Below are 20,107 nucleotides of genomic sequence, written 5' to 3' on the forward strand. Positions count from 1 at the left end.
AAAGAATGTCGAACATGATGAAGGCGCTGGTGAAGGCCAAGGCCGAGCCGGGCATCTGGATGGAAGAGGTGCCGGTGCCGGAGATCGGCCCCAACGACGTGCTGATCAAGGTCAAGAAGACTGCGATCTGCGGCACCGACGTGCATATCTACAATTGGGACCAGTGGGCGCAGAAGACCGTGCCGGTGCCGATGGTCACCGGCCATGAATTCGTCGGCACGGTCGCCGACTTTGGTGCCGCGGTCACCGAATACAAGGTCGGCCAGCGCGTGTCTGGCGAGGGGCACATCGTCTGCGGTCACTGCCGCAACTGCCGCGCTGGGCGAGGGCATCTCTGCCGCAACACGCTCGGCGTCGGCGTCAACCGGCCAGGCGCTTTCGGCGAATATCTGGCGATCCCGCAGCACAATGTCGTGCCGATACCCGATGACGTTCCGGACGAGATTGCCGCCATCTTTGACCCCTTGGGCAATGCCGTCCACACGGCGTTGTCCTTCGATCTGGTTGGTGAAGACGTGCTGGTCACCGGCGCCGGACCGATCGGCATCATGGGTGCGCTGGTGGCGCAGTGCGTCGGCGCGCGCAAGGTGGTCATCACCGACATCAATCCGGTGCGGCTGGCGCTGGCGAAAAAGCTCGGCGTCCAGCATGTCGTCGACGCCTCGAAGGAAAAGCTGCGCGACGTCATGCCGGCGCTCGGCATGACCGAGGGGTTTGACGTCGGGCTGGAAATGTCGGGCGCCGCACCCGCCTTCCGCGACATGATCGACACCATGAACAATGGCGGCAAGATCGCGATCCTCGGCATAGCGCCGACCGGCTTCGAGATCGACTGGAACAAGGTCATCTTCAAGATGCTGCACTTGAAGGGCATCTATGGCCGCGAAATGTTCGAGACCTGGTACAAGATGATCGCCCTGGTGCAGGGCCCGCTCGATGTGACGGGCCTGATCACGCATCGTATCGGCATCGACGATTTCCAGGCGGGCTTCAATGCGATGAGGAGCGGCAGTTCGGGCAAGGTGGTGATGGACTGGTGAGGCCTTGCCAGCGTGGACAATCGACATCGCCTGCTTGAGTCGCTTGTAATAGCCTTGGAGAGGTTGGATGGGCGGCCGCATGGCGAGTTGAGGCAGATATTTGCCGAGGTAGCTAGGCGCAGACCTGATCTGCTGCAGCGGTCGCTGTTTTCGGAGCGAAGCCGCCGAACGTCCGAAGTTGAGAAGATACTTCACAAGACCATCGTGGAAATAGACATGATGGTGAGGACTGCAGCACTGCCACGCCGGCTGCACGCGCCGTTCTTAAGCCACCTGAGATTTAATCATTCGAGCGGTCGGCTGCACATCGGCCACGGCAACACATCTATAGTTCTGTTCCCAGACGGTTCGGAACTTTAGCCTTGGCTTAGAGCCATCTCCAGCGCCGCCACCCCACTCACAATCGCTGCACGTTCCTCCACACTCAATCTCGCCAGCAATTCCCGCTCAAACGCCTTCGCCAGCGGCACCATCTCGCGATAGGCCGCAAGCCCTGCCTTGGTCAGGGCCAAGTGCTCGACGCGGCGGTCATTCTCGTCAGGTATTCGCACCAGCCAGCGCCGCCGTTCCAACTCGGCCACCGCCCGCGAAACCTTGGTCTTGTGCATGGCCGACTGTTCGCCGAGTTCCGTGGCGGTCATCGTGCCGCGCTGTCCCAATCCCGATAGCGTGCGCCATTCGGGCCGGGTCAGGCCATGGCGGTCCTTATAGACCTTCGAGAATTCGCGGCTGACGGCATCGGCGAGACGGTAGAGCCGGTAGGGCAGGAAGCTTTCGAGTTCGAGAATGTCCATTGTCCGCATCCGGCAAAAACGGAAGATTGATAGTTACATTTTCGATGGTTACAAATGAAACCAGTTTGGTCAATTGGCTCTATTGCGGGAGGAAGCGATGACCTTTTCCTACATGCCGGGCTTCGGCAACGATTTTGAGACCGAGACATTGCCTGGCTCGCTGCCGCAGGGGCGCAACTCGCCACAGCGGCCGGCCTACGGCCTCTATGCCGAACAGCTTTCCGGTTCGCCTTTCACCGCGCCGCGCGGCACCAATGAGCGCTCTTGGCTCTATCGCATCCGGCCAAGCGTCAAGCACACGGGCCGGTTCAAGGCCGCGAGCTACCCCCCGTGGAAGTCCGCGCCCAATGTCGGCGATCACGAACTAGCGCTTGGCCAGTACCGCTGGAATCCGGTGCCGATGCCGAAGGAACCGACCGATTTCATCCAGGGCATGCGCTCTATTACCACAGCCGGCGACGTGCTCGGGCAGACCGGCATGGCGGCCAATGTCTATGTCGCCAACACATCGATGGTCGATGACCATTTCTTCAACGCCGACGGCGAATTGCTTGTTGTACCGCAGGTCGGCGCTTTGCGCTTGGTCACCGAGATGGGCGTCATCGAGCTTCGGCCCGGTGAAATCGCCGTTCTACCGCGCGGCCTCGTCTTCAAGGTCGAACTGGTCGACAAGGAAGTGCGCGGCTATGTCTGCGAGAATTATGGCGCCAAGCTGACGCTACCTGACCGCGGCCCGATAGGCGCCAATTGCCTGGCCAATCCGCGCGACTTCAAGACGCCCTGCGCCTGGTTCGAGGAGAAGGAAACGCCCTGCCGGCTGATCGTGAAATGGTGCGGCAATTTCCATGTCACCGAGATCGAGCATTCGCCGCTCGACGTGGTGGCGTGGCACGGCAACTACGCGCCTTACAAATATGATCTGGCGACCTTTTCGCCGGTCGGCGCGCTGCTGTTCGACCATCCGGATCCGTCGATCTTCACCGTGCTGACAGCGCCGAGCGGCGAGGAGGGCACGGCCAATATCGACTTCGTCATCTTCCCGCCGCGCTGGCTGGTGGCCCAAGATACGTTTCGGCCGCCTTGGTACCACCGCAACATCATGAGCGAGTTCATGGGGCTGATCCATGGCCAGTACGACGCCAAGGAAGAAGGCTTCGTGCCCGGCGGCATCAGCCTGCACAATTTGATGCTGGCCCATGGGCCGGATGCGCCTGGCTTCGAAAAGGCCTCGCGCGCGGACCTGAAACCGGTCAAGCTCGACAACACCATGGCCTTCATGTTCGAGACCCGCTTTCCGCAGATGCTGACCCGTTACGGCGCCGAACTCGAGACCCGGCAGGACAATTACATCGATTGCTGGGCCGGCCTGAAGAAACGCTTCAATGGCACGCCCGAGGGCGACTGGTCTTGAGCGGCAAGCCAATGCCGGATCGGCTGGTGCTGCTGGGCTCGAAAGGCGGTCCGGCGCTGCGGCCGGGCGGACCGTGGCCGAGTTCGTCGCTGCTCGAGATCGGCGGGCGAGCGATAGTCGTCGACTGCGGGCTTGGCGTGACGCGCGGTCTGGTCGATGCCGGCGTCAGGCTGAAGGCGCTCGATCTGATCTTCATCACGCACCTCCATTCCGACCATGTGCTGGAGCTTGGACCGTTGATCCACACCGCCTGGACAGCTGGCCTGGCGACGCCGGTCACCGTGTTCGGCCCGCCTGGGGTCGGCCACTACTGGCGGCGCTTTTGTCAGGCGATGGAATTCGACATCGAGATCCGCATCGTCGATGAGGGCCGGCCCGATATTCGCGAGTTGATTTCGATCGACGAATTCGGCGAAGGCCATGTGGTCAAGCAGCGCGGCCTGAAGGTGACGGCGCTCCGCGTCGACCACCCCCCGGTGACCGATTGCTTTGCCCTGCGCTTCGAGCATGGCGCAAAAAGCCTGGTGTTCTCGGCCGACACTGCCTTTTTCCCACCGCTCGCCGATTTCGCCGAAGATGCCGATATCCTCGTCCATGAAGCCATGCTGGAGGAAGGCATCGAGCGGCTGGTTGCCAGGACCGGCAATGGCGCGCGGCTCAGGGAACATCTGCTCGCCAGCCACAGCTTTGCCGAGGAGGCCGGGCGCATCGCCAGCGATGCCGGCGTGAAGAGGCTGGTGCTCAATCACCTCATTCCAGCCGATGATGCCGGGATCGGCGAGGCGGACTGGATCGCCGCCGTCAGGAAAACATGGGCCGGCGACTTGACGATTGCCCGTGACGGCCTTGTTGTGGAGCTAGCATGAGCCCGAAAAGTGGGAACCGGTTTTCGGAAAAGATCATGCCTAAGACAAGAAATCAAAGCGGCGCCAAGGCCGCCTCAGGAGAGGGAACCATATGAAGCTTGCCACGCTGAAGGACGGAACGCGCGACGGAAGACTCGTCGTCGTTTCGCGCGACCTGACGCAATACACCGACGCCTCGTTCCTGGCGCGCACGCTGCAGGCGGCACTCGACGACTGGCGCAGGATCTCGCCACATCTCGCGACGATCGCGGAATCGCTGGAGAACAAAGCGATGCCGGCAGCTCGCTTCCACGAGCACGACGCGCATTCGCCGCTGCCGCGCGCCTATCAATGGGCCGACGGATCGGCCTATGTGAACCATGTCGAACTGGTGCGAAAAGCGCGCGGCGTCGAGATGCCGGCGAGCTTCTGGACCGACCCGCTGATCTACCAGGGCGGCTCGGACTCCTTCGTTGCGCCGCGCGATCCGATCCGGATGGCGGATGAAGCCTTCGGCATCGACATGGAGGCCGAAATCGCCGTCATCGTCGATGATGTGCCGATGGGCGCCAGCCTCGACGAGGCACGCGCCGCGATCCGGCTGGTCATGCTGGTCAACGATGTCACGCTACGCGCGCTGACGGGGTCGGAGTTGGCCAAGGGGTTCGGCTTCTTTCAGTCGAAACCGTCCTCGGCCTTCTCTCCGGTCGCGGTAACGCCGGATGAACTGGGCGATGCCTGGGATGGCGGCAAGGTCAGCCTGCCGCTGCTCGCCGACATCAACGGCAAGCCGTTCGGCCGCGCCAATGCCGGTATCGACATGACCTTCGATTTCCCGGCCCTGATCGCTCACGCCGCCCGCACAAGGCCGCTGGTATCGGGCACCATCATCGGCTCGGGTACGGTATCCAACAAGCTCGACGGCGGCCCGGGCAAGCCGGTCTCGGCGGGCGGCGCCGGCTATTCGTGCATCGCCGAGCTGCGCATGATCGAGACGATTGTGTCAGGCGAACCAAAGACGCCGTTCCTGCGCTTCGGCGACACGGTGCGTATAGAGATGAAGGACAAGGCCGGCCATTCGATCTTTGGCGCCATCGAGCAGAAGGTCGAGAAATACGAGAGATAGAGGCTAAGGCAGATTTTCGGCGATGGATCTTCTGGATCATCTGCGCCGCATGGCCGGCAATAATCTCTGGTCGAACGACCGGCTCTATCGCGCTGTGCTTGCGCTCGAGCCCGGTGAGTTCGAGGCCGAGCGCACCAGCTTTTTCCCGTCGATCAAGGCAACGCTCAACCATGTCCTCGCGGTCGATCATCTCTATCTCGATTTTCTCGAAGAAGGCGGCGTCGGTGCCGCTGCCTACGATGACTTCGTGCCTTTCGATGCTCCGCGAGAGCTGTACATCGCCCAGCTTGCGGCGGACCGGCGGCTGACCGCCTTCTGCCAGCGCCTGTCGGAGACTGATCTCGATCGCCGCGTCATCACCGACCGGCGCGAGGACGGCATGATCCCGGAAAAGATCGGCGATATCCTGGCGCACGTCTTCCTGCACGACATCCACCATCGCGGCCAGGTGCATGCAATGCTCTCGGGTACCTCGGTCGCGCCGCCGCAGTTGGACGAGTTCCTGCTCGATTACGATGTGAGGCTGAGGGAGAAAGAGGTCGAGCGGCTGGGGCTCTAGCCGTCATCTCGAATACTCGGCCCATTCAGGGCCGAGGGCGTCAAAATCATCGGCGATACGAATCTTGCCTTTCAAGGCGCCGATGCGTGGCAAAAGGTCTTCCTTCACCGGCGGCGGCAAGAGACGCGCCACGGCCTTCCCGCGCCGCGTGAGCACGATCTCCTCGCCAGCTGTCGCGCGTCTCACCAGTTCCGACAGTTTGGCTCTGGCTTCAGTTATGGAGACGTTCACAGATCGACCTCTATGTCCGGAACTTAGGTTAATGCTGATCGAACCGCAAACGAGCTTTCACTCTTATGCCGCCTTGCCGTCAACCTTGATCACGCCGCGCTTGATCTGGTCCTGCTCGATCGATTCGAACAGCGCGCGGAAATTGCCTTCGCCGAAGCCTTCGTCGCCCTTGCGCTGGATGAACTCGAAGAAGATCGGCCCGATCACGGTCTTCGAAAAGATCTGCAGAAGGATCTTGGTCATGCCGCCATCGACCACGCCTTCGCCGTCGATCAGGATTCCGTGCTTCTTCATCCGCTCGATCGGCTCGTCATGGCCGTTCACGCGGTCATATGACATGTCGTAATAGGTCTCGGGCGGGCCGGGCATGAATTTCAGCCCATTCTCGGCGAGCTTGTCGGTGGCGGCGTAGATCTCGTCGGTGCCCACCGCGATGTGCTGGATGCCTTCGCCATTATACTTCTTCAGGTATTCGGCGATCTGGCTGGTCTCGTCCTTGGATTCGTTGAGCGGAATGCGGATCTTGCCGCAGGGCGAGGTGATGGCGCGGCTGACCAGGCCGGTGATCTTGCCGTCGATGTCGAAGAAATGGATCTGCTTGAAACCGAACAGATTGCGGTAGAAATCCCACCACTTGTCCATCTGGCCGCGATAGACATTGTGGGTCAGGTGGTCGAGGTAATAGAAGCCGACGCCCTGCGGCTGCGGGTCGCGTTCGCCCAGCCACTCGAACTCGGCGTCATAGGCCGAGCCCTTCTTGCCGTAGGCATCGATGAAATAGAGCAGCGAGCCGCCGATGCCCACAATGGCCGGCACGTCGAGCGCCTTGTCGTCGCCTTCATAAGGCGTGGCGCCCTTCGAGACGGCATGCTCGAAGGCATGCTTGCCATCGACCACCCGCCACGCCATCGAGGCAGCGCAAGGGCCATGCTTGTCGGCGAACCTCATCGCGTGCGAGCCGGGCTCGGCATTGACGACATAATTGATGTCGCCCTGGCGCCAGACGGTGATGTCCTTGGTGCGATGCCTGGCCACCGCCGCATAACCCATGCGGGTGAACAACTCGGCCAGCTTCTTGGGCTCTGGATGCGCGAACTCGACGAACTCGAAACCGTCAGTGCCGGCAGGATTGTCCTTGCTGATCGTGGCGGGCGGGGCATCGTGCGGGAAGGGACCCATGGCATTCCTCCGGAAGCTGCTTGGCCTGAAAAGGCCATCCGACGCCATCATAGCGCGAAGCCCGTGCATGGTGCTTGCATTCAAACGCTTGAAATGATGATGTCATGCGTGAAGCATGCATGAAACGAGAAAAAACCATGGATGATCCGCGCATCGACCAGTTTGACCGCAAGATAATGGCGCTCTTGCAGGGCGATGCGCGGCTCACCAACAACGATCTTTCCGAACGGGTGAACCTCTCGGCATCGCAATGCTCGCGCCGCCGGCAGCGGCTGGAGGAGGACGGCTACATCAAGGGCTATCGCGCCGTGCTCGACCGCGACAGGCTCGGCTTTTCGCTGGTCAACGTCATCTCAGTGACGCTGGCCACCCACAACCGAGACAATGCGCGGCGCTTCGGCGAGCTGGTGGCGCGGCTGCCGGAAGTGCAGGAGGCCCATGCGCTGACCGGCGAGATGGATTATATCCTGAAAGTGGTGACGCCCGATCTCAAATCATTGTCCGAGTTCGTCAACGGCGTGCTCCTGCCGCACGAATCGGTACAGCATGTGAAGACCGCCATCGTGCTCGAAACGCTGAAAGAAACCGGGGCGCTACCGATCTAGCCTTTCGACTGCTGGATCAGCCCATATAGGTTTGTGCAGCGCGCACCGGAGCGGCAATAGGCGAAGATTGGGCCGTCGAGTTCGTCGAGCGCCTCGGCTTGGTCGTCGACATTCTCTCGCGTGATCTGGCCACTGATCACCGGGATGTAGCGGAAGGCGAGACCGGCGGCTTCGACCGTTGCCTTGAGCGTGTCCGCCGAAGGCTGGCCGGGCTGTTCATCGTCCGGCCGGTTGCAGATCACACTCTTGAAGCCGGCTTCCTTGATGGCGGCGACATCCTCGGGCTGGATTTGGCCCGAGACCGAATAGTCTTCGCTGATCTGGCGATATTCCATGGCTCGCATCCTCGCAATCTGGTTTGGTGGAAAGTCTTGCCACTCCGGGAGAGGGGCGGCAATCCGCTTCGACGGAATTCTCTGCCAAATAGACATCGCGCGCCGGAAAATCCAACCGGGCCATATGGCCCGGCTGGACGGCAGATCAGATTCAGCTGCCGAGAATGGCGCCTTTGATCTGACGGATGTTGTTGTGCATCAGGTTGATATAGGTCGATCCCGGGCCGTCCGGCTGCGACAGCGCGTCCGAATAGAGCGTGCCGCCGATCTTGATGCCGGTCTCGCTGGCGATCTGCTCGATCAGGCGCGGGTTGGTGATGTTCTCGACGAAGATGGCCGCGGCCTTGTCCTGCTTCACCTGCTCGACCAGCTTGGCGACGTCGGCGGCCGACGGTTCGGAATCGGTCGAGATGCCTTGCGGAGCGAGGAAGGTCAGGCCGTATTCGTGTTCGAAATAGCCGAAGGCATCATGCGAGGTGATGACGACGCGCTTCGCCTCGGGGATCGACTGGATCGCCGCCTTCACTTCGCCTTCCAGCGCGTCGAGCTTCTTGGTGTAGGCGGCGGCATTGGTCTGATAGGAGACGCAGCCGTCGCTGTCGGCCGCGCAGAAGGCCTCGGCGATGTTCTTCACATAGATCCTGGCGTTGGCGATCGACTGGAAGGCGTGAGGGTCGGTGACTGTCTTGCCGCCGCCGGTGCCGGCACCCTCGGCCGCGTCGGCGTCGGCGAATTCAGGCTTGAAATCGATCGGCGTCACACCCTTGGTCAAGGTGATGATCGAGGCCTTGGTGGCGCTGGCATCGACCAGCCGCTGCAGGAAACCTTCGAAGTGCAGGCCGTTGACCAGAACGATGTCGGCCTTGGCCATGGCGACCGCGTCGGCAGGGCTCGGCTCGTAGACATGGGCGTCGCCATCGGGACCAACGATGGTGGTGATGTCGACACGGTCGCCGCCGACGTTTTTGGCGAAATCCGCGATGACCGTGAAGCTGGCGACCACTTTCAGCGGCGCCGCCAAGGCCGTTGACGCCCCAAAGGCTGTTAATGTTATAACGCTCATTGCCAGGGCGGCACGGATCGATTTCAGCATAAGCGGGGTCTCCTTTCAGGGGCGGGGGATCAGGCCGTTCTGTGACGGTGATGGATGATGCGGGCGCGCAGAATGCCGCGCGTGCCGAACAGGATCGAGGCGAAATAGACGACGCCGGCCGACAGGATGATGGCTGGACCGGACGGCAGCGAGGCGTGGTAGGACAGGAGCAGTCCGGCGATGCAGGAGGCAAAGCCGATCAGCACGGCCAGCACGCACATCGGCTCGACGCGCGCCGTCCAGAAGCGCGCGGCTGCCGCCGGCAGCATCATCAGTCCGACGGAAAGCAAAGTTCCGAGCGCCTGGAAGCCACCAACCAGATTGAGAACGACGAGGCCGAGGAAGATGAAATGCACCGGGCTGCCCATGCGGCTGACCGAACGCAGGAACAGCGGGTCGAGGCATTCCGCCACCAGCGCCCGCCAGAAGATGGCAAGGCTGACCAGCGTCACCGCGACGATGCCGCCGATCAGCGTCAAAGCCTCGTTGTTGAGCGCCAGCACCGTGCCGAACAGCACATGCATGAGATCGACGCTTGAGCCGCGGATCGACACCATCAGCACGCCGATGGCGAGCGAAATCAGGTAGAAGGCTGCCATCGACGCGTCCTCGCGCTGGATGGTGAAACGCGAGACTGCACCGGCGCCGAGCGCCACGATGACGCCGGCGATCAGCCCGCCTACGGTCATCGGCAGGATCTCCAGCCCGTAGAACAGGAAACCGGCGGCCGCCCCCGGCAGGATGGCATGCGCCATCGCGTCGCCTGACAGGCTCATGCGCCGCAGCATCAGGAAGACGCCGATAGGGCAGGCGCCGAGCGACAGCATCAGCGAGCCGAACAGCGCCCGCTGCATGAAGCCGAAATCGGCGAAGGGGGCGATGAAGAGTCCGTAGAGCGCGTCCATCAGGCAGCCCTCGGTCCGGCGCCATGGTGATGGTCGTGGCCATGATGGTCGTGGTCATGATGATCGTGGTCATGGCCATGAGCGTGCTCGTCAGGCTCGCACCAGGGCGCGTTCTCTTCCCAGGCTTCGTGGAAGCGGCGCGCGCGCAGCAGGTTCTCCGGCTTCAGCGTCTCCCGCGTCTCGCCCCAGGCAACCGGCTGGCGGGCAAGCAGTAACGTTTCGGGAAAATTCTGGCGCACCAGATCGAGATCATGGACCACCACCATGATGGTGCGCTCTTCGCCGTGCCAGCGCTTGATCAAGGCAATGAGGTCGCCGACCGTCTTGGCGTCAACCGCGTTGAACGGCTCGTCGAGCAGGATCAGCTCGGCATCCTGCAACAGCACGCGGGCAAACAGAGTGCGTTGCAACTGGCCGCCGGACAGTGTGTCGATCGGTCGCTTCTCGAAGCCGCCGAGGCCGACGGCCATCAAAGCCTGGCTGACGGCGTCGCGATCTTCCCTGGTGTAGCGGCCAAGCATGCCGCGCTTCGGCCACAGGCCGAGCGAGACCAGATCGACAACGCGGGCGGGAAAGGAGCGATCGAGTTCCGATTGCTGCGGCAGGTAAGCCGTCCGCACGCCCGGCGCGCGGATCACCTCTCCGGCCATCGGCTTCAGCACCCCGACAATACCCTTCATCAGCGTCGACTTACCGGACCCATTGGCCCCAACCACGGCCGTCAGCGAGCCCTTGCGGATCGCGCCGTCGAGGTGATGGATCGCGGGATGGCTGTTGTAGCCGAGCGTCAGGTCACGGAATGTCAGGCAGGTCTGGGTCATATCGTTCCGTGGGAAGCCAAATCCGGCTAGATGCGGCCGCTTGGATATGTGATGTTATTACATTAGTCAACAAGTCAATCCGGCGGAATTGCGACACGGTGGTCAACTCGCCCTGTACGTGCCTGGCCCTGGATGGAGCGATTGGCTCAAGCGGTTTCGGTTCAGGCAGCCTTGCCCGAAGCGGATGGCGACTCTAAAGAGGCGCGACCACAACGGAAGGAACCTCGCAATGAGCATTCGTCGCATCGATGTTGGCCCGCGCATGAGCCAGATCGTCATCCACGGCAACACCGTCTATCTGGCCGGCCAGGTCGGCGAACCCGGCGGCAACGTCGCCTCGCAGACCCGTGATATTCTGGCCACCATCGACGAATTGCTGGCCAAGGCCGGCACCGACAAGACCAAGATCGTCCAGGCGATCATCTGGCTGGCCGACATGGGCACCTTCGCCGAGATGAATTCCGAATGGGACAAGTGGGTGCCGCAGGGCCACACGCCCGCCCGCGCCACCGGCGAAGCAAAGCTCGCCGGCCCTGAATATCTGGTCGAGATTATTATTACGGCCGCGCTGTAAAGGCGCGACGCCAGAACTGCCATTCTCCCCCCTCGTGGGGGAGATCACTTACCCCTGCGACGGCGTGAACCTTGCCACCAGCGTGTGGCTTTCCGCCGGATAGATGAAGCGCACATGGGTGACCGGGTGCTCGGCGCTCCAGGTGCGGCGTTCGACTACCAGGCAAGGCGCGCCGGGATCGATGTCGAGTGCGTCGGCAATGGTATCGTCAACGCTCATGGCGCGTATCCGATGCTCGGCCTCGCTCCACGGCACGCGGCCGATCAGCCAGGGTCCGGCGGCGATTTCCAGAAACTCTTCGTCCCCGGCCTCCGAAACCGCCGAAAGATTGATCAGGCGTTGTTCGAGCGCGAATGGCCGTTCGCCGGCAAAATGAAGGCCCTCGATCCATAACACCGAACCTGCGGAAGACAGTCCGAGCAACGCCCTGTCTTCCACATTGCTGCGCCGCTTCAGGCGTTCCAGACGCTCGTAGCGGTAGGGCAGGCCGAGCGCCTCGACTTCGATCCTGATGTCGTGAAGTTCCAGCACGGCTGCCTGCGATTGCGGCTGGCGGACAAAACTGCCCGACCGGCGGCGGCGCTCGATCAAACCTGCCTTGGCCAATTGAGACAGGGCCTTGTTCACCGTCATGCGTGAGCATTTGTATTCGGCGGTCAGCTCATGTTCGAACGGGATACGGTGCCCGGGCGCCCAGGTGCCGGACAGGATTTTCTCGCGGATGTCGGAAAGGATGCGCTGATGCAGCGAGACTGTCTCGCTGTCGTCTGTCTCCGCCGGTTCGGCCATGCTCATCTGGGTCAACCCTCGGAAAGCGCGGTCATTACGTTGCGAAACCGTTCGGCGATAGCCTCGCGCCTGGCGTGCCTGCCGCCGCTGACCTGTTTCCTGCCATGGACCCAGACACAATCGACCTTGCTGCCGTTGGCGAAGATCCAGGCGTCGAGGATCGCATCGCCGGTCTTGCCCGCCAGCGAGGGATTGCCGGCGTCGAGCGAGACGAGATCGGCCGATGCACCAGGCGCGATTTGCGATGCGCCTGCGCCAAGCGCGACGCTACCGCCATCGAGCGCCGCGTCGAACAGGGCGCGGCCGGTCGAGCCGCCGGCCACCGCAAGCACATTGCGGGCGCGGTGCCCGATGCGCTGCGAATATTCGAGCTGGCGCAATTCGTCGGGCAGGCCGATCAGCACGTTGGAATCGGAGCCGACGCCGAAGCGCCCGCCATGCTCCCTGAACAATGGCGCGGCAAAAGTGCCGTCGCCGAGATTGGCCTCCGTAATCGGGCAAAGGCCGGCGATGGCGCCGCTCCTGGCCATGCCGATGGTTTCGGCTTCCGTCATGTGGGTGGCGTGGATCAGGCACCAGCGCTGGTCGACAGCGGCGGCCCCAAGCAGAAATTCGACCGGCCGCGCGCCGGACCAGGCAAGGCAGTCTTCGACTTCTTTCACCTGCTCGGCGACATGGATGTGGATCGGCGCGCTTGGCGCCATGGCCGTAACTGTCGTGAGTTCCTCCGGCGTCGCGGCCCGTAAACTGTGCGGCGCGACGCCGACGACAGCTTGATTCAGCGCGCGAACAGATTCCCGGCTTTTCTCAACAAGCCGGGCGAACCGATTCACATCATTGATGAATCGCCTTTGGCCTTCGTTAGGAGCCGCACCGCCGAAAGAGGAGTGCGCGTAAAACACCGGCAGCAGTGTCAGGCCGATCCCCGTTTCGCCGGCGGCGGCAGCTATGCGCTCGGCCATTTCGGCTAAGTTGGCATAGGGTTTTCCGTCGCGGTCATGGTGCAGATAATGAAATTCGCCGACGCGGGAAAAACCGGCCTCCAGCATTTCGACATAGAGCTGCGCCGCCACTGCCTCGACCTGGTCGGGAGTCATCGACAGCGCGAAGCGGTACATCACCTCGCGCCAGCTCCAGAAACTGTCGGCGGAGGGGCCGCGAAGCTCGGCGAGCCCAGCCATACCGCGCTGGAAGGCGTGGCTGTGCAGATTGGGCATGCCTGGCAGCAGAATGGAATGGCGTTCGTCACCGGGCGATGCGGCGGCTTCAGGCTCTACCGCTGCAATGCGCCCATTGGCGAAAGTGATCCGCACATTGTTGTGCCAGCCATTGGGAAGAAGCGCCTGTTCCGCAAAGATTTCGGTCACTTTTCTCTCCGCTTCCCGGTCTCGTATGCGATGATGGCACTTGCAGTGCGTTTCAATATGTATATACATAATCGACGCCGATTGAAACGGAAAAGATGATGGCCGTAGAGAGCAAAAACCGGGCAGGGGGGCTTCGCCTGTGGCGCAATGCGCGTCTGGCGACCATGGCTGAAAATTCTGCCGATCTCGGTATCGTCGAGCATGGTGCGCTCGCCGCGCGTGATGGCCGCATTGTCTATGCCGGTCCGGAATCCGAGATGCCCTCGGCGTTTGCCCAAGGCGAGATAATCGATTGCGAGGGCCGCTGGATCACGCCCGGCCTGATCGACTGCCACACCCACCTCGTCCATGCCGGCAACCGCGCCAACGAGTTCGAGATGCGGCTGGCCGGCGCCACCTATGAAGAGGTCGCCAGGGCAGGAGGCGGTATCGTCTCGTCGGTCAAATCCTTGCGTGCCGCCAGCGAGGACGAGCTGGTCGCCCAGACGCTGCCGCGCCTCGATGCGCTGATTGCCGAGGGCGTCACCACAGTTGAAATAAAGTCGGGCTATGGGCTCGATCTCGAAAACGAGAAGAAATCGCTGCGCGCAGCGCGACAGCTGGGCAATGAACGTCCAGTGACGGTCCGCACCACATGCCTCGCAGCCCACGCGCTGCCGCCCGAAGCCAAGGGCGACAAGGATGCTTTCATCGATCTCGTCGCCAAAACGATCCTTCCCGGCGTCGTAGAGGAAGGCTTGGCCGATGCCGTCGACGGGTTCTGTGAAGGCATCGCCTTTTCGCCCGAGCATATGTCTCGCGTCTTCGACAAGGCCAGGGCGCTCGGCTTGCCCGTAAAACTCCACGCCGACCAGCTGTCCAACCTGCACGGCGCTGAACTTGCCGCCCACTATGGCGCATTGTCGGCCGATCATCTCGAATACACCGACGAGGCGGGCGCCATGGCGATGGCCAAGGCGGGGACCGTGGCGACGATCCTGCCCGGCGCCTATTACTTCATCCGCGAGACCAAGAAGCCACCGATCGGCCTGTTCCGCCAGCATGGAGTCAGGATGGCTGTGGCCACCGACAACAATCCCGGCACTTCGCCGCTGACCTCGCTGCTTCTGACCATGAACATGGCGGCGACCCTGTTTGGCATGACGGTCGATGAATGTCTTGCCGGCGTTACCCGCGAAGCTGCGCGTGCGCTGGGCTTGCTCGACGAGACCGGCACGCTGGTGCCGGGCAAATCCGCCGACCTGGCGATCTGGGACATCGAGCGCCCGGCCGAACTCGTCTACCGCATGGGCTTCAACCCGCTGCATGCCCGTATCTGGAGAGGACAATGACTGAACTGACCCTGAAGCCCGGCAATGCGACGCTGTCCGACTGGCGTGCCGTCTATCGTGGCGCCGTGCCGAAACTGGACGATGCCTGCCGCCCAAAAATCGAGGCGAGCGCCGAAGCTGTCGCGCGCATCGTTGCCAAGGGTGAGCCGGTCTATGGCATCAACACCGGTTTCGGCAAGCTGGCCAGCGTGCGCATCCCCGCCGAGGATCTCGAGACCCTGCAGCGCAACATCGTGCTTTCGCATGCCGCAGGCGTCGGCGAGCCGATGCCTGTCGCCGTTGCCCGGCTGATGATGGCGCTGAAACTTGCGAGCCTTGCGCAGGGCGCCTCCGGCGTGCGCCCGCAAACCATCGAGTTGCTCGAAGCGATGCTGGCCAATGACGTCATCCCTGTGGTGCCGGCGCAAGGCTCCGTCGGCGCCTCCGGCGACCTTGCCCCGCTGTCGCACATGACGGCGGTGATGATCGGCGTCGGCGAATGCTTTACCCCGCATGGCCGCTTCCCGGCCAAGGTCGCGTTCGTCTCGCATGGGCTGGAGCCCGTGACATTGGGCGCCAAGGAAGGCCTGGCACTGCTCAATGGCACGCAGTTTTCCACCGCCTATGCGCTGGCCGCACTGTTCGATGCCGAGGTGCTCTACCAGTCGGCGCTTGTCGCCGGCGCGCTGTCGACCGATGCGGCAAAGGGTTCCGACGCTCCATTCGATCCGCGCATTCATCTTTTGAGAAAGCACCGTGGCCAGATCGAGACCGCCGACGCGCTGCGCAATCTGATGGCCGGCAGCGCCATCCGCGAGTCGCACCGGGTCGGCGACGAGCGGGTGCAGGATCCCTATTGCCTGCGTTGCCAGCCGCAAGTCATGGGCGCCGCGCTCGATGTCCTGCGCAAAGCCGCCGACACCCTCGAAACCGAAGCCAATGGCGTCACCGACAATCCGCTGATCTTCGTCGAGGACGATACGGCACTTTCGGGCGGCAATTTCCACGCCGAGCCGGTGGCCTTCGCCGCCGACATGATCGCGCTTGCCGTCTGTGAGATCGGCTCGCTGTCGGAACGCCGCATCGCCATGCTGGTCGACCCCGCGCTGTCGGGCATGCCCGCCTTCCTGACGCCCAAGCCCGGTCTGAACTCCGGCTTCATGATCCCGCAGGTAACGGCGGCGGCACTCGTTTCGGAAAACAAGCAGAAAGCCTATCCGGCCAGCGTCGATTCCATCCCGACATCGGCCAACCAGGAAGACCATGTCTCGATGGCCGCGCATGGCGCGCGGCGGTTGATCGGCATGGTCGAGAATGCGACGGCCGTGATCGGCATCGAATTGCTGGCGGCCGCGCAAGGCTGCGATTTCCATCAGCCGCTGGCCTCGAGCGCAGCGCTGGAAGCCGTGCGCAAGCTGGTTCGCGCCGAGGTGCCGCATCTCGACAATGACCGGCATTTTCATCCCGACATGGAAAAGGCGATTGCCATGGTGCGCAGCGGTGCGGCGGTGAAGGCAGCGAGCACGGTGGCGCTGCCGGGGATTGCATCGTGAGAACGCCAATCGCCACAGGTCGCGTTCTGTCGCGCCCCCCTCTGTCCTGCCGGACATCTCCCCCTCAAGGGGGGAGATTAGCAGATTCTTTGGCGCCGCTCTTCCTCCAACGCCGGCGATTGGCGAAAGCCCGCGTGACAGCCAATCTCCCCCCAAGAGGGGGAGATGCCCGGCAGGGCAGAGGGGGGCGCCGTAGAGCTCCAACTTACGGAGGTCTCTCATGACCTCGCCTTCCTGGCTCACCATCACCCAAGGCACCGCGCCTCTCCTGGTCTCCATCCCGCACACCGGCATCGACCTCGCTGGCCTCGAAAACCGGCTTATCTCGCCCTGGCTCGGTCGCCGCGATTGCGACTGGTGGATCGACAATCTCTATGATTTCGCCGCTGGTCTCGGCGCCACAGTCGTGCACACCGCGATCTCGCGCACCGTCATCGATGTCAACCGCGATCCATCCGGCGCCTCGCTCTATCCCGGCCAGGCAACCACCGGCCTATGCCCGACCGAAACCTTCGACGGCGATCCGCTCTATCGCGAGGGCGAAGAGCCGGGGCCATCAGAAATCGACGAGCGCCGCCAGAAGTTCTTTGCGCCCTATCACGCCGCCTTGCAGGCCGAGATCGACAGATTGCGCAGCTTGCATGGCCAGATTGTCCTCTATGACTGCCATTCGATCCGCTCGGTGCTGCCGCGTCTGTTCGAGGGCACGCTGCCGGTGTTCAACCTCGGCACGAACGACGGCAAGAGCGCCGATCCGGCGTTGCAGGCGATGGTCAACCGGATCATGGCCGAAACCGGTGAGACCTTTGTCGTCAACGGACGCTTCAAGGGCGGCTGGATCACGCGCCATTTCGGCCAGCCGCATCAGGGCGTGCATGCGCTACAGATGGAACTCTCCAACCGCGGCTACATGCGCGAGCCGGACGGAAAGGGTACGCCGGACAATTGGCCGGTACCCTACGACGCCGCGTTCGCCGCGCCGATCCGCGCCACGCTGACGCAGATTCTCCAAACCGCCATTGACTGGGCCGGGCGCTGACGCGCCGCCTCATCCGAAAGGGACAATGATGACCGACCCTCGCCACAACATCCGCGAAGTGCGCAGCCCTCGCGGCGACAAGCTCAACGCCCGGTATTGGACGACCGAAGCGCCGCTGCGCATGCTGATGAACAACCTCGACCCTGATGTCGCCGAAAACCCCAACGAGCTGGTCGTCTATGGCGGCATCGGCCGGGCGGCGCGCACCTGGAACGATTTCGACCAGATCGTTGCTTCGCTGAAGACGCTTGGCGAGGACGAGACGCTGCTGGTGCAGTCCGGCAAGCCGGTCGGCGTGTTCCGCACCCACCCGGATGCACCGCGCGTGCTGATCGCCAACTCCAACCTGGTGCCGCACTGGGCGACCTGGGAGAAATTCAACGAGCTCGATAAGAAGGGCCTGATGATGTACGGCCAGATGACGGCCGGCTCCTGGATCTACATCGGAACGCAAGGCATCGTGCAGGGAACCTACGAGACCTTCGTCGAGGCCGGTCGCCAGCACTATGGCGGTAATCTCAAGGGTAAGTGGATCCTGACCGGCGGCCTCGGCGGCATGGGCGGCGCCCAGCCATTGGCCGCCGTCATGGCCGGCGCCTGCTGCCTGGCGATCGAATGCAATCCGGATTCGATCGATTTCCGCCTGCGCACCCGCTATGTCGACGAGAAGGCCGAGACGCTGGACGAGGCCATGGAAATGATCGAGCGCTGGACCAAGGCCGGCGAGGCGAAGTCCGTCGGCCTGCTCGGCAATGCGGCTGAGATCGTGCCCGAGATGTTTCGGCGCGGCATCCGCCCCGATATGGTCACCGACCAGACCTCGGCGCACGACCCCATCAATGGCTATCTCCCGAAGGGTTGGACAATGGCCGAGTGGCGCGAGAAGCGTGTCAGCGACCCGAAGGCGGTCGAGAAGGCGGCCCGCGCTTCGATGCGCGAGCATGTCGAGGCGATGGTGGCGTTCTGGAACGCCGGGGTGCCGACACTCGACTATGGCAACAACATCCGTCAGGTCGCCAAGGACGAAGGCTTTGAAAATGCCTTTGCGTTCCCCGGCTTCGTGCCGGCCTACATCCGTCCGCTATTTTGCCGCGGCATCGGCCCGTTCCGTTGGGCAGCACTCTCCGGTGATCCGGAGGATATCTACAAAACCGACGCCAAGGTACGCGAACTCACCCCCGGCAACACACATCTGCACAATTGGCTGGACATGGCCCGCGAGCGGATTTCCTTCCAAGGGTTGCCGGCGCGCATCTGCTGGGTCGGTCTTGGCGATCGCCACCGGCTGGGCCTCGCTTTCAACGAAATGGTGGCCAAGGGCGAACTCAAGGCGCCGGTCGTCATCGGCCGCGATCACCTCGATTCGGGTTCGGTCGCTTCGCCGAACCGCGAGACGGAAGCGATGAAGGACGGTTCGGATGCGGTCTCCGACTGGCCGCTGCTCAATGCGCTGCTCAACACCGCGTCGGGCGCCACCTGGGTGTCGCTGCACCATGGCGGCGGCGTCGGCATGGGCTTCTCCCAGCATGCCGGCATGGTCATCGTTGCCGACGGCACGCCGGATGCTGCAAGGCGGCTGGAGCGCGTTCTGTGGAACGACCCGGCGACTGGCGTCATGCGCCATGCCGACGCCGGCTATGACATCGCGATCGAATGCGCCAAGGAGCACCAGCTCAACCTGCCGGGCATTCTCGGGTAGCAGCTGACGTCATGCGCATCCTTCGTGCCACCGATTACCGCGTCATGCCGTGGAAGAACGGCGGCGGCACCACGACCGAGATCGTCGTCTCGCCCGATGGCGCCGGGCTCGACGATTTCGACTGGCGCGTCTCGATGGCCCGGGTCGAAGGCAGCGGACCGTTCTCCGACTTCGCCGGCATCGACCGCACCCTGTCGGTGCTGGAAGGCGAGGGGATCGTGCTTGATGTCGCGGGCCGTCCGCCGGAGCGGATGACAGTGGCTTCCCAGCCATTTTCCTTTCCAGCCGACCAGCCGACCAGTGCCGCGCTGATCGCCGGCCCGATCACCGATCTCAACGTCATGACCCGGCGCGGCCGGATGCTGCATTCGGTCGAGCGTTTGGCGATTTCGACGCCTGTGGAAATCCCGACCGAGGCCGGTTCCACCGTCATCCTTTGCCATAGAGGCCATGCCATATTCCCCGGCGCCGCGCCCATTCGTCTCGGGCCGCTCGACACCCTGCTGCTCGGGCCGGATGCCTCTGTCTTGCGGGTTCAGCCCGCCCCGGATGCGACCCTTTTCGTAATCCGGATAGTCGGGGCGGCCTGACGCGTTTCGGGCCAACGGTTACCGCCTGTTTCCAAACATGATCGCGACGCCGGCGAAATATAGCGTAAGCTGGCACCGGCATCACGAAAAAGCCCGAATCCTCCCCGTCGATCGGTCCTGACGGGAGCGAGGGGCGCTCGTCTTTGAGTTTGCTCGAAAGATGGCGCCCTGTCGTGGTGCGGAAACAAACTTTCGGCATAGGGGTTGATGCAACCAATTGCATTTGAACCGGTTTTAGGGCC

The 20,107-nt window shown here is 63.0% G+C and carries 21 protein-coding genes; 12 read left to right on the plus strand and 9 right to left on the minus strand.

Annotation, left to right across the window (positions count from 1 at the left end; genetic code table 11):
* Nucleotides 1-5: 5 nt before the first annotated feature.
* Entirely contained in the window at nt 6-1,040 is a 1,035-nt protein-coding gene (tdh, locus tag FJW08_RS04135) for an L-threonine 3-dehydrogenase (RefSeq protein WP_140809038.1), read from the plus strand.
* A gap of 356 nt (nt 1,041-1,396) precedes the next feature.
* Here the strand turns inward: tdh and FJW08_RS04140 are convergent, their stop codons facing one another.
* On the minus strand, nt 1,397-1,834 hold the full coding sequence (locus tag FJW08_RS04140; RefSeq protein WP_181182830.1) for a MarR family transcriptional regulator: 438 nt from the start codon (nt 1,832-1,834) through the stop codon (nt 1,397-1,399).
* Nucleotides 1,835-1,931: 97 nt separating this feature from the next.
* Between FJW08_RS04140 and hmgA the strand changes: the two genes are divergently transcribed.
* The 4 genes from hmgA to FJW08_RS04160 all read left to right on the plus strand — a co-directional run bounded on the left by hmgA (nt 1,932) and on the right by FJW08_RS04160 (nt 5,775).
* Complete coding sequence (hmgA, locus tag FJW08_RS04145; RefSeq protein WP_140809042.1) at nt 1,932-3,245, plus strand: homogentisate 1,2-dioxygenase; 1,314 nt, start codon at nt 1,932-1,934, stop codon at nt 3,243-3,245.
* An 11-nt stretch (nt 3,246-3,256) separates the two neighbouring features.
* Complete coding sequence (locus FJW08_RS04150) at nt 3,257-4,111, plus strand: MBL fold metallo-hydrolase (RefSeq protein WP_181182838.1); 855 nt, start codon at nt 3,257-3,259, stop codon at nt 4,109-4,111.
* A 91-nt stretch (nt 4,112-4,202) separates the two neighbouring features.
* Nucleotides 4,203-5,216, plus strand: a complete 1,014-nt coding sequence (locus tag FJW08_RS04155) for a fumarylacetoacetate hydrolase family protein (RefSeq protein WP_140809046.1) — start codon at nt 4,203-4,205, stop codon at nt 5,214-5,216.
* Nucleotides 5,217-5,238: 22 nt separating this feature from the next.
* Nucleotides 5,239-5,775, plus strand: a complete 537-nt coding sequence (locus FJW08_RS04160; RefSeq protein ID WP_140809048.1) for a DinB family protein — start codon at nt 5,239-5,241, stop codon at nt 5,773-5,775.
* A gap of 3 nt (nt 5,776-5,778) precedes the next feature.
* Here the strand turns inward: FJW08_RS04160 and FJW08_RS04165 are convergent, their stop codons facing one another.
* Nucleotides 5,779-6,006 carry a type II toxin-antitoxin system prevent-host-death family antitoxin gene (locus tag FJW08_RS04165; protein WP_140809050.1) on the minus strand — a complete coding sequence of 76 codons (228 nt, stop codon included), beginning with the start codon at nt 6,004-6,006 and terminating at the stop codon, nt 5,779-5,781.
* A 63-nt stretch (nt 6,007-6,069) separates the two neighbouring features.
* Nucleotides 6,070-7,185, minus strand: a complete 1,116-nt coding sequence (hppD, locus tag FJW08_RS04170) for a 4-hydroxyphenylpyruvate dioxygenase (protein WP_140809052.1) — start codon at nt 7,183-7,185, stop codon at nt 6,070-6,072.
* 137 nt (nt 7,186-7,322) lie between these two features.
* On the opposite strand from hppD, the gene FJW08_RS04175 reads away from it, so the two are divergent.
* Nucleotides 7,323-7,790 carry an Lrp/AsnC family transcriptional regulator gene (locus FJW08_RS04175; protein WP_140809350.1) on the plus strand — a complete coding sequence of 156 codons (468 nt, stop codon included), beginning with the start codon at nt 7,323-7,325 and terminating at the stop codon, nt 7,788-7,790.
* Here the strand turns inward: FJW08_RS04175 and FJW08_RS04180 are convergent.
* From FJW08_RS04180 to aztA, 4 genes are all read right to left on the minus strand, one after another.
* The gene (locus tag FJW08_RS04180; RefSeq protein WP_140809054.1) at nt 7,787-8,125 is read right to left on the minus strand and encodes a TIGR01244 family sulfur transferase; all 339 of its coding nucleotides are present in this window, start codon (nt 8,123-8,125) and stop codon (nt 7,787-7,789) included. The two genes, FJW08_RS04175 and FJW08_RS04180, sit on opposite strands and share 4 nt — an antisense overlap.
* Before the next feature lie 151 nt (nt 8,126-8,276).
* Nucleotides 8,277-9,218, minus strand: a complete 942-nt coding sequence (gene aztC, locus FJW08_RS04185; protein ID WP_140809056.1) for a zinc ABC transporter substrate-binding protein AztC — start codon at nt 9,216-9,218, stop codon at nt 8,277-8,279.
* 29 nt (nt 9,219-9,247) lie between these two features.
* Nucleotides 9,248-10,123: a zinc ABC transporter permease AztB gene (aztB, locus tag FJW08_RS04190; protein ID WP_140809058.1), complete on the minus strand. Its 876-nt coding sequence runs from the start codon at nt 10,121-10,123 to the stop codon at nt 9,248-9,250.
* Nucleotides 10,123-10,944 (minus strand): zinc ABC transporter ATP-binding protein AztA, encoded by an 822-nt coding sequence (aztA, locus tag FJW08_RS04195; RefSeq protein WP_140809060.1) that lies wholly within the window; start codon nt 10,942-10,944, stop codon nt 10,123-10,125. Before aztA ends, aztB begins: the two co-directional genes overlap by 1 nt.
* Before the next feature lie 229 nt (nt 10,945-11,173).
* Here aztA and FJW08_RS04200 point away from each other — a divergent pair, with 229 nt between their 5' ends.
* Nucleotides 11,174-11,518, plus strand: a complete 345-nt coding sequence (locus tag FJW08_RS04200) for a RidA family protein (protein ID WP_140809061.1) — start codon at nt 11,174-11,176, stop codon at nt 11,516-11,518.
* Between the two features lie 48 nt (nt 11,519-11,566).
* Here the strand turns inward: FJW08_RS04200 and hutC are convergent, their stop codons facing one another.
* On the minus strand, nt 11,567-12,313 hold the full coding sequence (hutC, locus tag FJW08_RS04205; protein ID WP_181182831.1) for a histidine utilization repressor: 747 nt from the start codon (nt 12,311-12,313) through the stop codon (nt 11,567-11,569).
* Nucleotides 12,314-12,318: 5 nt separating this feature from the next.
* Nucleotides 12,319-13,674, minus strand: coding sequence for a formimidoylglutamate deiminase (locus FJW08_RS04210; protein WP_140809063.1), 1,356 nt, complete (start codon nt 13,672-13,674; stop codon nt 12,319-12,321).
* A 98-nt stretch (nt 13,675-13,772) separates the two neighbouring features.
* On the opposite strand from FJW08_RS04210, the gene hutI reads away from it, so the two are divergent.
* From hutI to FJW08_RS04240, 5 genes are all read left to right on the plus strand, one after another.
* Nucleotides 13,773-15,005: an imidazolonepropionase gene (gene hutI, locus FJW08_RS04215; RefSeq protein ID WP_140809064.1), complete on the plus strand. Its 1,233-nt coding sequence runs from the start codon at nt 13,773-13,775 to the stop codon at nt 15,003-15,005.
* Nucleotides 15,002-16,537 carry a histidine ammonia-lyase gene (gene hutH / locus FJW08_RS04220; protein ID WP_140809066.1) on the plus strand — a complete coding sequence of 512 codons (1,536 nt, stop codon included), beginning with the start codon at nt 15,002-15,004 and terminating at the stop codon, nt 16,535-16,537. Before hutI ends, hutH begins: the two co-directional genes overlap by 4 nt.
* Before the next feature lie 220 nt (nt 16,538-16,757).
* Nucleotides 16,758-17,576, plus strand: a complete 819-nt coding sequence (gene hutG / locus FJW08_RS04230) for an N-formylglutamate deformylase (protein ID WP_140809067.1) — start codon at nt 16,758-16,760, stop codon at nt 17,574-17,576.
* Nucleotides 17,577-17,601: 25 nt separating this feature from the next.
* On the plus strand, nt 17,602-19,275 hold the full coding sequence (gene hutU, locus FJW08_RS04235; protein ID WP_181182832.1) for a urocanate hydratase: 1,674 nt from the start codon (nt 17,602-17,604) through the stop codon (nt 19,273-19,275).
* A gap of 11 nt (nt 19,276-19,286) precedes the next feature.
* The gene (locus FJW08_RS04240; RefSeq protein ID WP_140809069.1) at nt 19,287-19,865 is read left to right on the plus strand and encodes a HutD family protein; all 579 of its coding nucleotides are present in this window, start codon (nt 19,287-19,289) and stop codon (nt 19,863-19,865) included.
* The last annotated feature ends 242 nt before the right edge of the window (nt 19,866-20,107 follow it).

The organism is Mesorhizobium sp. B3-2-1 (genome assembly GCF_006439515.1).
Taxonomy (GTDB): domain Bacteria; phylum Pseudomonadota; class Alphaproteobacteria; order Rhizobiales; family Rhizobiaceae; genus Mesorhizobium.

Coding starts and splice junctions, on each gene's coding strand:
- aztA (WP_140809060.1), bottom strand. CDS start 10,944: ATGACCCAGACCTGCCTGACATTCCGTGACCTGACGCTCGGCTACAAC.
- hutI (WP_140809064.1), top strand. CDS start 13,773: ATGGCCGTAGAGAGCAAAAACCGGGCAGGGGGGCTTCGCCTGTGGCGC.
- FJW08_RS04155 (WP_140809046.1), top strand. CDS start 4,203: ATGAAGCTTGCCACGCTGAAGGACGGAACGCGCGACGGAAGACTCGTC.
- hutH (WP_140809066.1), top strand. CDS start 15,002: ATGACTGAACTGACCCTGAAGCCCGGCAATGCGACGCTGTCCGACTGG.
- FJW08_RS04160 (WP_140809048.1), top strand. CDS start 5,239: ATGGATCTTCTGGATCATCTGCGCCGCATGGCCGGCAATAATCTCTGG.
- FJW08_RS04150 (WP_181182838.1), top strand. CDS start 3,257: ATGCCGGATCGGCTGGTGCTGCTGGGCTCGAAAGGCGGTCCGGCGCTG.
- FJW08_RS04180 (WP_140809054.1), bottom strand. CDS start 8,125: ATGGAATATCGCCAGATCAGCGAAGACTATTCGGTCTCGGGCCAAATC.
- aztB (WP_140809058.1), bottom strand. CDS start 10,123: ATGGACGCGCTCTACGGACTCTTCATCGCCCCCTTCGCCGATTTCGGC.
- hutC (WP_181182831.1), bottom strand. CDS start 12,313: ATGAGCATGGCCGAACCGGCGGAGACAGACGACAGCGAGACAGTCTCG.
- hutG (WP_140809067.1), top strand. CDS start 16,758: ATGACCTCGCCTTCCTGGCTCACCATCACCCAAGGCACCGCGCCTCTC.
- FJW08_RS04140 (WP_181182830.1), bottom strand. CDS start 1,834: ATGGACATTCTCGAACTCGAAAGCTTCCTGCCCTACCGGCTCTACCGT.
- tdh (WP_140809038.1), top strand. CDS start 6: ATGTCGAACATGATGAAGGCGCTGGTGAAGGCCAAGGCCGAGCCGGGC.
- hmgA (WP_140809042.1), top strand. CDS start 1,932: ATGACCTTTTCCTACATGCCGGGCTTCGGCAACGATTTTGAGACCGAG.
- hppD (WP_140809052.1), bottom strand. CDS start 7,185: ATGGGTCCCTTCCCGCACGATGCCCCGCCCGCCACGATCAGCAAGGAC.
- hutU (WP_181182832.1), top strand. CDS start 17,602: ATGATGACCGACCCTCGCCACAACATCCGCGAAGTGCGCAGCCCTCGC.
- FJW08_RS04240 (WP_140809069.1), top strand. CDS start 19,287: ATGCGCATCCTTCGTGCCACCGATTACCGCGTCATGCCGTGGAAGAAC.
- FJW08_RS04175 (WP_140809350.1), top strand. CDS start 7,323: ATGGATGATCCGCGCATCGACCAGTTTGACCGCAAGATAATGGCGCTC.
- FJW08_RS04200 (WP_140809061.1), top strand. CDS start 11,174: ATGAGCATTCGTCGCATCGATGTTGGCCCGCGCATGAGCCAGATCGTC.
- aztC (WP_140809056.1), bottom strand. CDS start 9,218: ATGCTGAAATCGATCCGTGCCGCCCTGGCAATGAGCGTTATAACATTA.